At 68.6% G+C, this 9,778-nt stretch carries 8 protein-coding genes and 2 pseudogenes; all 10 read right to left on the reverse strand.

Going from position 1 to position 9,778, the window contains the following annotated elements; genetic code table 11:
* Positions 1 to 473: pseudogene (locus Q0105_RS11005) on the reverse strand (cobyric acid synthase CobQ); the annotation flags it as partial.
* A 35-nt stretch (positions 474 to 508) separates the two neighbouring features.
* Positions 509 to 901: a DUF3037 domain-containing protein gene (locus Q0105_RS11010; protein ID WP_298211689.1), complete on the reverse strand. Its 393-nt coding sequence runs from the start codon at positions 899 to 901 to the stop codon at positions 509 to 511.
* On the reverse strand, positions 888 to 1,682 hold the full coding sequence (locus Q0105_RS11015) for a HipA family kinase (protein WP_298211692.1): 795 nt from the start codon (positions 1,680 to 1,682) through the stop codon (positions 888 to 890). The genes Q0105_RS11010 and Q0105_RS11015 overlap by 14 nt, the downstream gene beginning before the upstream one ends.
* On the reverse strand, positions 1,679 to 2,764 hold the full coding sequence (locus tag Q0105_RS11020; RefSeq protein ID WP_298211694.1) for an aminotransferase class I/II-fold pyridoxal phosphate-dependent enzyme: 1,086 nt from the start codon (positions 2,762 to 2,764) through the stop codon (positions 1,679 to 1,681). Before Q0105_RS11020 ends, Q0105_RS11015 begins: the two co-directional genes overlap by 4 nt.
* Entirely contained in the window at positions 2,761 to 3,750 is a 990-nt protein-coding gene (gene cbiB / locus Q0105_RS11025) for an adenosylcobinamide-phosphate synthase CbiB (protein WP_298211712.1), read from the reverse strand. Before cbiB ends, Q0105_RS11020 begins: the two co-directional genes overlap by 4 nt.
* 27 nt (positions 3,751 to 3,777) lie before the next feature.
* Complete coding sequence (cobO, locus tag Q0105_RS11030) at positions 3,778 to 4,347, reverse strand: cob(I)yrinic acid a,c-diamide adenosyltransferase (RefSeq protein ID WP_298211696.1); 570 nt, start codon at positions 4,345 to 4,347, stop codon at positions 3,778 to 3,780.
* Positions 4,348 to 4,372: 25 nt separating this feature from the next.
* Positions 4,373 to 8,536: a cobaltochelatase subunit CobN gene (cobN, locus tag Q0105_RS11035; protein ID WP_298211698.1), complete on the reverse strand. Its 4,164-nt coding sequence runs from the start codon at positions 8,534 to 8,536 to the stop codon at positions 4,373 to 4,375.
* Complete coding sequence (locus tag Q0105_RS11040; protein WP_298211700.1) at positions 8,533 to 8,895, reverse strand: DUF2149 domain-containing protein; 363 nt, start codon at positions 8,893 to 8,895, stop codon at positions 8,533 to 8,535. The genes cobN and Q0105_RS11040 overlap by 4 nt, the downstream gene beginning before the upstream one ends.
* The gene (locus Q0105_RS11045) at positions 8,892 to 9,359 is read right to left on the reverse strand and encodes a hypothetical protein (protein ID WP_008906167.1); all 468 of its coding nucleotides are present in this window, start codon (positions 9,357 to 9,359) and stop codon (positions 8,892 to 8,894) included. Before Q0105_RS11045 ends, Q0105_RS11040 begins: the two co-directional genes overlap by 4 nt.
* A gap of 135 nt (positions 9,360 to 9,494) precedes the next feature.
* Positions 9,495 to 9,778 (reverse strand): annotated as a pseudogene (locus Q0105_RS11050) (ABC transporter ATP-binding protein); the annotation flags it as partial.

A 9,778-nucleotide genomic window follows, 5' to 3' on the forward strand; every position in this document is an offset into this window, starting at 1 on the left:
CGTGCATCGGCATGGCGGGCCACGCGCATGTTGACGATGTCGCTGGCGTGCAGGTTGATCTCGGCAGGCGAGCCCGCGCCTTCAATCACCACCACGTCGTTCTCTGCGCGCAGCGCATCGAGCGCGGCAGCGATCTGCGGCCACACTTTTTCGCTGCGGCCGCGCCAGGGCATGGCCGTGAGCTCTGCACTCACCTGGCCCATCAGCACCACCTGGCTGTGGGTGTCGGCCTCGGGCTTGAGCAGCAGCGGGTTCATGCGCACCTCAGGCTCGGCGCGGGCGGCCAGGGCCTGGAAGTATTGGGCGCTGCCGATCTCGCCCAGGCCGCCGCCAGGCCCCGACACCACACGCGCGTTGTTGCTCATGTTCTGCGCCTTGAACGGCGCGACCTTGTAGCCCAGGTTGCTGTAGTAGCGGCACAGCGCGGTGGTGAGCCAGCTTTTTCCCGCACCGCTGGTGGTGCCCAGCACCATCACGCAGCGGGCGAGCTTGGAAGAGGTGTTTGAAGTCAAGGCAGTGGGCGGACCATGCGGTCCATGATGTGTTCAAGCGCCGCCGCCGCATCGGCGCAGCGGCCGGTGTGCACGGGCGATGTCTGGATGATGGCGCTGCGCCTGGCGGTCAGCCAGTGGAAACGCGAGCGGTAGGGCAACTGGGCAATGGGCCCGCAGCCCGGCTCGCCCGCGCAGATGGCCACGATGGCGGCCAGGTGGCGGTGCACGGTGTCGATGTCGGCCTGTGGGTCCATAGCCAAAAGGCGCGCCTCGTCGAGCGCGATAGCGGCCTGCAAAAAGCCGCTGCGCTGGCACGAAAGGATCACGCCCGCGTTGATGAATTCCTCGCGCTCCACGCGCGGCACCACACGCACGATGGCGTAGTCGTACACCTCAGCCGTGTGCATCGATCGCTCCCTTCAGCGCATCCACCCAGGCCTCGCGCCCGGCCAGGCGCGCACAAAAGTAATCCACATAGGCCTGGCGGTGGCTCTCGGGCGTTGCGAGCGGGCCGTCGGCATGCTCGGCACCGGCCAGTTGCAAAAACTCGTCGGGCACGTCGGTCAAGATGCTCATGAGCACTTCGGGCGTGAGGTGCTGCGCCAGTTTGGCATCCACCTCTGCCAGCGTCGTGGCCTGGGCCAGCAGCACATGGTCGGCAATGGGCGCAAACGGCTTGGCGGGCTGTGCCACTGCGCCGTTCCAGGCATGGTGAAAGGTGAGCGAAGCGCCATGGTCGATGAGCCAAGGCCTGCGGTGCCACATGAGCAGATTGGTGTTGCGCGCAGTGCGGTCCACATTGCCCACCAGGGCATCGAACCACACCAGGCGCGATGCGAAATCGGGGGACACCCTGTCCACCGCCGGGTCGAAATTGAGCGCACCCGACAGGTAATCGAGCCCCACATTGAGGCCGCCGCTGGCGCGGACCAAATCCTGAATCTCGGGGTCGGGCTCGGTTTGCGCCAGGGCCGTGTCGAGTTGGGCCAGCACGATCTCGGGCACGGGCAGGCCGATGGCGCGGGCGATGCCACCCGCGATGATTTCGGCCAAAAGGGCACGCACGCCCTGCCCCGCGCCACGGAACTTGAGCACATACAAGCCCAAATCGTCGCCTTCGACCACGGCGGGCATGGAGCCACCTTCACGCAGCGGCGTGACGTAGCGGTTGACGGTGATGGTTCTCACAAGGTCTCCCCGGAAACGATTGAAGATCGGCCTGGGATGGTACGGCCAGACCGCAGCCCTTCCCATGCGACCCGCAGGGCATCTTGCGCAATAGGAGCCAGCACGCCCATGCGCACGGAGCCTGGCAACCCGAACGAGGTGGTATCGCGCAGCTTGATGCCCACAGCGCGCAAAGCCGCCAGGTCGTGCGCCAGCGTGGTGCTGGCGGGCTGCGCACAGAAGTAATTGGCCAGGCTGCCTGCATGCACCGCCCAGCCCAGATCCAGGCACAGCGCCTGCTGGCGCGCCTTCCAGCCGCGCAGGGTGCTGAGGCTGTCCACCAGCCACTGCTGTACCACGGGCTGCGCCCAAGCTTGCAACAGGGCCACGCCATGGGCACCCACCGGCCACGAGGGCGCCAGGGCCACCAGCGCGCGCACTTGCTCCTCGCAGCCTGCGGGTGCGATGGCATAGGCTGCGCGCACCCCCGTCAGCCCCAGGGCCTTGTTGGGGGTCCACAGTTGCCAGCAGGCCGATGGCATGCGCGCGGGTGGCACACCGGCCCAGGCGCTTTCGGCGTCAAGCCGCAGGGGGACATAGGCGCAGTCGAGCACACGCAACGTTCTGGCCGCGCCTTCTCCTTCCTGTCGCCAGGCGTCCACAGTCGGGTCGGCCAGGCCCAGCGGGCTGGAGGGTTCGCAGGCCCACTGCAAGCCCGCCGCCACGTCCGCACTGCGCGCAACGGAGAGGCCGCGCACCCGTGCGGCCTGGGCATAGTCGCCATAGCTGTGCAAGGGCAGCACGGCCTGCACCGTGCCCTGCTGCGCAGCCAGCGCGGTGATGCGGTGAATGAACTCGCTGGCGCTGGCGGCCAACACGACACGGCCCGGCGCCACGCCGTGGAATGCGCCCAGGCTCTCACGCAGGGCTGTATAAGCCGGGTCGGGGTAACGCGTGGCGTCGGCCGTTTGCACGGCCTGCCGCGCTTCGGGGCAGGGACCGCAGGCATTGCTGTTGGTCGAAAAATCATGCACCGGGATACCCGCTGCATCCGGGCCACCATGCAACGGTGCCCATGGGGGCTGGATTTCGTGAACGCTCATGGCTGCACCCACGCTGAAAAAATCAGGACCACCAACAATTGGACGGCCGCCACCACAGGCACCAAGGCCAGCACCGCCCGCGTGCCCAAACGCGTCGCCCGCCGCGTATCCAGCGGCCCCGCCCTGCGCGCCTTGGCGTGCAGTGTGTACACACCCGGTTTGGCCAGCCGCACGCCCAGCGCCAGCGCCATGGCGGCCATGGGCCATCCGCTGTTGGGCGACGGGGTCTTGCGCGCCTGGCGCGCCAACGTGGACAGCGGCAGCCCTTTGGCGCCCAGCGCCAGGAGCAGCAGAGCCGTGATGCGCGCTGGCACCCACGACAGCACATCGTCCGCCCGCGCCGCCCACTTGCCCGCCCATTGCCAGTAGTACCCGCCCCGCATGCCGGGGTAGCCCCACATGGCGTCGGCCGTGTTGGCCAACCGGTACAGCGCCGCCCCTGGCAGGCCCAGCAGCGCAAACCAGAACAGCGGCGCCACCACCGAATCGTTGAGGTTCTCAGCCAGCGACTCGATGGCGGATTCGCGCACCTGCACGGCGTTCAGCGTGCTCACGTCGCGGCTCACCAGGCGTGCAAGCTGCGCGCGGCCCGCAGGCAGCGACTGGCCCAGCGCCACCTCCACCGCCAGCACCTCGTCGTGCAGCATCCGCCAGGCCAGCAAAGGCTTGAGCAGCAGCGCGAGCACTGCCGCAGCCAAGACATCGTGAACCCTCAGCGCCAGAGACTGCGCCATCCAGGACACTATCAAAACAATAGCTGCTAGCGCACACCAGACAAGCGCTGAGTGCCAAAAACACTTGAAATCACGTGCCACGGGCGCCGTGGGCGCCAGCCTGTCGCCCCACCACTGCAGCGCCCGGCCCATCCACACCACCGGATGCCAGGCCACGGGCGGCTCGCCCAGCCACCAGTCGATGGCCAGCGCCAGCACGGGTACACCGATCCAGACAAGGACAGCGGGCCATCCCCAGGATGGCAACAGCAGCTGGAGCCAGTGATCAGGCACGAAAACTCAATCCTCGATGCCGCGCTGCGCAGGAATACCCGCCTTGAACGCATGCTTGACCATCTGCATCTCGGTCACCGTATCGGCCAGCTCGATGATCTCGGGCGGGCAGCGGCGGCCGGTGAGGCACACGTGCACGTCCTTGGGACGGTCGCGCAGCGTCTGCAGCACGCCATCGAGCGGAAGCCAGCCGTAGATCAGTGGGTAGGTGATTTCGTCGAGCACCACCAAAAAATGCTCGCCCGACAGGATGGCGGCACGCGCTTTCTCCCAGCCGTCGCGCGCGAGCTGGGCTGAGTGTTCCAGGTCTTTGCTCTTCCAGCTGAAGCCATCGCCCAGGCCCTCGATGGGCAGGCCGATCTGCTCGAACATGCGGTGCTCGCCAAAACGCGCCGTGGGCACCTTCATGAACTGGTAAATCTTGACGGCCTTGCCCCGGCCATGGGCGCGCAGCGCCAGGCCAAAGGCGGCCGTGCTTTTGCCCTTGCCGTCGCCGGTGTTGACGATGACGATGCCCCGGCGCTCGCCCTCGGGTTTTTCGTAGCGTTTTTCGGTGGGCGGGGTTTCGATCTGCATGGGAAAGTTCCTGAGGAAAGTGTTCTCACAGCCCTGCCAGGCGTGGCTGCGGGGAAAACGATGACCGACGGCGCGCCTGCCACGCAGCGCCTGCGAGCACCACCAGGGCCATGACCAGCAAGGCCACGATACCAGCCATGCGCTCCACGGGAGTACGCTCCTTCGCAGCGTCAGGGGTTTCGCGCTCGGGCTGGCGCTCCAGCAGCACGCCCATGGCGGGCATGGTGGGAGCGGCTGGCGGGGTCTCTGCCTGGGGTGGCGGCACGGGGGCAGCGGGCGACTGCGGCGTGGCCACGGCCATACCGATGGGTGTGGGTGCTGCGCCCTGCGCGGCCTGCTCCACCCAGCGGCGCACGCTGGGCAACTCGGCTGCCAGCGGCGCTGCGCGCGTGAGCTCTTGGTACATCTGCGCGAGCTGTTTTTTTGTGTCGGCATCGGCCTGCCAGTAACCCTGGCGCTGTGCCTGCACCAGGCGCTCCAGCGACTGGGCGTAGGCTTGCGGATGCTCTTTGAGCCACTCGGGCAGGCCCAGCTGGTGTTTGTCGCGCACCAGCACGTCATAGAAGCTTTGCCAGTGGTCGCTGCGCACCGTGTCGGGCGCCACTGCTTGCCAGCCCCAGGCGAACTGCACGGCCTTGAGCACCTGCAGCGTGCCCGAATAGCCCTCGGCCTTCTGCGCCTTGAGCCAGCCGGGGTGCAGGTAGCGCGACTGCATCTCCAGCGCAATGGCGCGCTGCGCGGTCTCGGTGGTGGGCTCGCCCACATCCTGCAGCTGGGCCACATGCAGCTCCAGCCCCTGCGGGCGCCCCGCCACGCGGGCGGCGGCCGACAGGCCACCGAGGTACTGGAACGGGTCGTCCGAGCTGACCATGGCGTACAGGTGCGAGCTGCGCGAGAGGATGGCGGCGTCGGTGCGGCGCAGGTGCGCGCCCAGCGCCTTCGCGGCTGTGCCGCCCGCCACGCCGGTCACGGGCTCGCCCTCCAGATACGGCTGGCTCATGCGCTCAAGGAACATCTGGCCCAGGCGCGCGTCGTTGGTTTGCAGGCCGTCGCTCTGCACCGCGTCCGACAGGCCGGTGCCATAGTCGCCCACCGCATTGCCGAACGCGCGTACTCGCGCCAGTTGCTCGGCCTGCGCGCGGGGCACGCCGCTCTTGCGCAGTTCCTGGCCGATCTGCACGGTGTTGCGCGCGATCACATTGCCGGGCTCGGCCGTGGCGGCCTGGGCCACGGCGCGGTCGAGCAGCGCCATCAGCGCGGGGAACTGGTCGCGGTACGAGCCGGTGATGCTCATGAGCACATCGACGCGCGGGCGCTTGAGTTCATCGGTGGCGATGGTCTCCACGCGCACCGGGCGGCCGGAGTCGTCCCACACCGGGCGCATGCCCAGTGCCACGAGGGCCTGGGCTTCCATGATGCCCTGGTGGCGCAGCGTCTCACCCGCCCACAGCGACAGCGCCAAACGCTGCGGCGCCTGGCCGCCATGGCGCGCCTGGTAGTCCTTGAACCAGTCGTTGAACAGCGTCTGCGCCACGGCATAGGCCTGGCGCGTGGGCAAGCGGCTGGGGTCCAGCCCCGTGAGGTTGCGGCCGGTGGGCAGGCTGTCGGGGTTGCGGATGGGGTCGCCGCCGTAGGCCGCCGTGAGGTAGCGGCCCTCCAGTCCGGCGAGCAGGCCGGGCATCTCGCCTTCGGTGGCCAGCAGGCGCTCCAGCTCTTGCGCGCGCTGGGCCAGTTGCAGCAGCGCGGGTGTGTCGACCGGCTTGCGCGCGGCGCGGTTGGGCACATGGTCTTCGGCGCGCACCACATCGGATGCCGTCGCTGCACCCGGCGTTGCTGCCTGCGTCGGCAGCGCGGGGCGCAGGTCCAACTTGCTCGCGGCCTCGGCGTCCACCAGCGCCAGCTCCAGCCAGCGCGCGGGGCGAGCGGCCAGCACTGCATCGTGTTTGATCAAAAAGGCCTCGTCGATGTCCTCACCCAGCGCCTCGATCAGCGGCTTGCGCAGCGCTTGCAGAATGGTCTCGCGCCGCTGCTCGGGCGCGGGCACGCGGCCGAACACGGCCAGGCCTTTGGGCTGCGAGCTTTGCGCGAGCTGGTCCAGATAGGGATGCAGGATTTCGAGGAAGCCGTTGAAATCGGCCGCAATGCGCGCAGCGCTCCAGCCCAGGTCGCGGTGCAGCTGGTGCTCCACGAACTGCGCCACCAACTGCTTTTCGAGCGCGCGGCGCGTGGGGCCTTCGTCCACGGTTTCCCACTCGTGCATCACCTCGTGCATGTGGGCCATGCGCGCCTCGAAGCCCGCCGGGGCAAACACGGGCGTGCGGTGGCTCACCAGCACGGCACGGCCCCGGCGCTTGGCCGTGAGGGCCTCGCCCAGGTTGTCCACGATGTAGGGGTAGACCACGGGCAGGTCGCCCAAGGGCAGCAAGGCATCGTCGAACACATCGAGCGCACGCGCCTTGCCACCTGCCCACTCCTGCGTGCCGTGGGTGCCGAAGTGGATGAGAGCATCGGCTTCCAACTGCGCCCACAGGTATACCGCGAGGTAATGGTGCGAGAGCGGCGCCTTGGACTTGTGCATGAACGGGTTCTGGCCCAGGCGCAGGGTTTCTTCGCGCGGGGGCTGGGGCAATACCGAGAGCTTGCCGACCTGCAGGCGCGGGATGGCGAACACCTTTTCGCCCTGCCAATCGACCACATAGCGGCTTTGGCCGGGCGGGCCCCAGTGCGCGTTCATGCGCTCGCGCACGGCCTTCGGAAAGGTAACCAGGTGCTGCTCGTAGCGCGCCAGCGGCAGCGCAGCGGCCTGTCCGTTTTGCAGCAGCGCGCGCACATCGGCACCGGGGTAGTAGGCGGCGAGCAGGGGCTTGAGGCCGTCGATCCAGCCCTGCTCGGGCACCTGCTGCGTGCGGTAGCCCGCCTGGGCCAGGCCGCCGGACACCTGCTCCAGGCTGCGCGGCACGTTGAGGAACGAAGCGCCGAAGTTCGTGCCGCCCGGCGGGTAGTTGTAGACCATGGCCACCAGGCGCTTGTCGGCGGCGGACTTGGTCTGCAGCGCAATCAGGCGCCGCGCCTTGGCGGCCACGGCCTGGGCCTGGCGTTCGATGAGGCGGTAGTCGCGCCCCTCGGCGCCGTGGGCGACCGTCAACACCGGGTCGATGGCGCCCGCCGCTTCGGGCTGCGCCAGATAGAACGGCACGTCGGACAGCGACAACCCCGTTGAGCTCGCCTCCCACGCGGCGGCATCGCCCGTGCGGTAGGGCTGGGTGGCCAACAGCGGCACGCCCCAGCGGGTCAGCAACGGTTGCAGCGCCGCAGCCTTCGGCACCAGTTGGTGCAACACCAGCGCGGATGCATGCAAGCGGCCGGGGCCGCTCGTGCCGCTGGAGACAGGCAACTCCAGCACCTCAGCCAGCGACTGCGCCGAGACCTGCTGGCCAAAGGCCGCATAGGCGAACAGGCCCTGCTGACGGAAGGTGCGCAGCCAGGCATCGAGCCATTCGGTGCTGCCATCGACAAAATGGTGGCGGTGCACCAGCACGGCCACGGCGGGCAGACCGTGCAGCGCGGGCTGGCCTTGGCGCCATGACTCCAGCGCTGCGGCACTGGGCAGCAGGGTTGGTGCATCGGGGTGGTAGATGCCACGGGCGGGCAGCACCTCAGGCGCAGGCAAGGTGGGCAGGGCCGTGCCCGCCACGCTGGCACGTGCCAAGGCCATGGCGTTTTGAAGATTGCGCGGGCCACCGGCCTGCAGGTAGGCCACCATGCGCGCCGGTGCATCCAGCGCGGCCAGGTCGGTGGCGGGACTGCCAGCAGGCACCCAGACCACGCGGCCAGGAGTGCGTGCAGCGCGGGCATCCAGATCTGGCCCCGCCATGCGCCGCAGGCGCGCCTCCACGCTGACATGCGGTGCATCCACCCACACCAGCGCAGCCGTTGCCAGCGCATGCTGCAGCTTCTGCGATTGGGCCGCATCGAGCACCGCCGGGCCACCCAGCGGGTAGTCGATGTGCGCAAAGCCCAAGCCCGCCTCGACAGCCAGGCGCTGCACCATGGCCGTGCGCGGGGCGGTGGTGATGTCGGAGGTGAGCCAGAGCAGCACGGGCGCGGCCTTGTCGGCCTGTGCGGCATGCACCAGCGGCGCAGCCAGCAGCAGGCACCACAGTGCCGCGCGCAGGATCAGCGCCGTCATGGCTTGGCGGGGTCGGCCACGCCCACTTCTGCGGGCGCCGCACCGGTTTCGGGGATGTAGACGATGTTGCCGTCTTCGAGTTGGTAGGCCACGCCCGCGCGCACGCCCTGCCCTTGCGCGGCACTGCCAGCGCCCTTGAAGCGCACTTCCTTGCCTTGCTCGCGCACCACCACTTCCATGTCGGGCTGGCCGGGGTTGCGGATGATGGTGACGCTCTCGTTGGCGCTGGTCTGGCTCTGCACGGCCACGGCCGTGAGCAGCGCCACCACCAGCACCAGGAACACGTCCACCAGGTTCACGGCGGACAGCATCGGGTCGTCATCGTCCTCGGCCAGCACATTGAGGTGCCTCAAGCTCATTGCGCCACCCCACGCTCCTTGCGCACCACCAGCAGCTCGGCCAGCAACCAGCGACGGCGCACCGAGTACACCACCAGGCCCACCGACGCAGCAGCCAGGGCCAGCACCACGCCCGCAAACGCGCCGCTGAACACGGCCAGCGCCTGCTGGCCGTTGCCCGCCGCCACACTCTGCAGCGCGGGGCCGAGCGGAATCATCGTGGCGATCAGCCCCAGCATGGGCGACAGGCGGCTGAGCAGGCGCACGGGCTCCACCTGGCGCACCAGTTGCAGCTCCAGCTCTTCCATCGACAGGCCCGGCGCCACGCGCAGCGAGCGGTACTGCGGCTGGCGCCAGCGCTGCCAGGCCTCCATGAGCGTGGCGCCGCCCGACCACAGGGCATAGACAAACGCCAGCCCCACCAGCACCAGCACTGGCCACAGCAGCGACTGCGCGACCTGCGAAAAACCCGATTCGATATTCATGTTTTCACTCCCTGAACTTGTTACTGAAATGGCATCTTTAAACTTGACCCACCCGTTCGGGCTGAGCCTGTTGAAGCCTTGCGCGGCGCTTCGACTACGCTCAGCGTGAACGGCTCAAGTGGTTCACGCCGACCCCTAGTTGTTCTTGCGCCGCAACGATGGCAGCGCCATCCACATGCCGTCCAGGTGCCGGACCTGGATGCGGTTGTCAAACACCTGCTCCAGCGCAGCGTGTGTGTCGGGCGCATCGCAGGCGCCCTGGTGCAGAACGCGGCCCTCCGCCATCACCACCATGTCGTCGGCCTGCAGCGCGAGCGATACCTCGTGCAAAACGCTGACCACCGTGCCACCGGCATCGACCAGCGCACGCATGGTGTGCAGCCAGTCGGTCTGGTGCGGCGGGTCGAGGTTGGCCAGGG

This window comes from Acidovorax sp., assembly GCF_027492855.1.
Classification (GTDB): domain Bacteria; phylum Pseudomonadota; class Gammaproteobacteria; order Burkholderiales; family Burkholderiaceae_C; genus Acidovorax.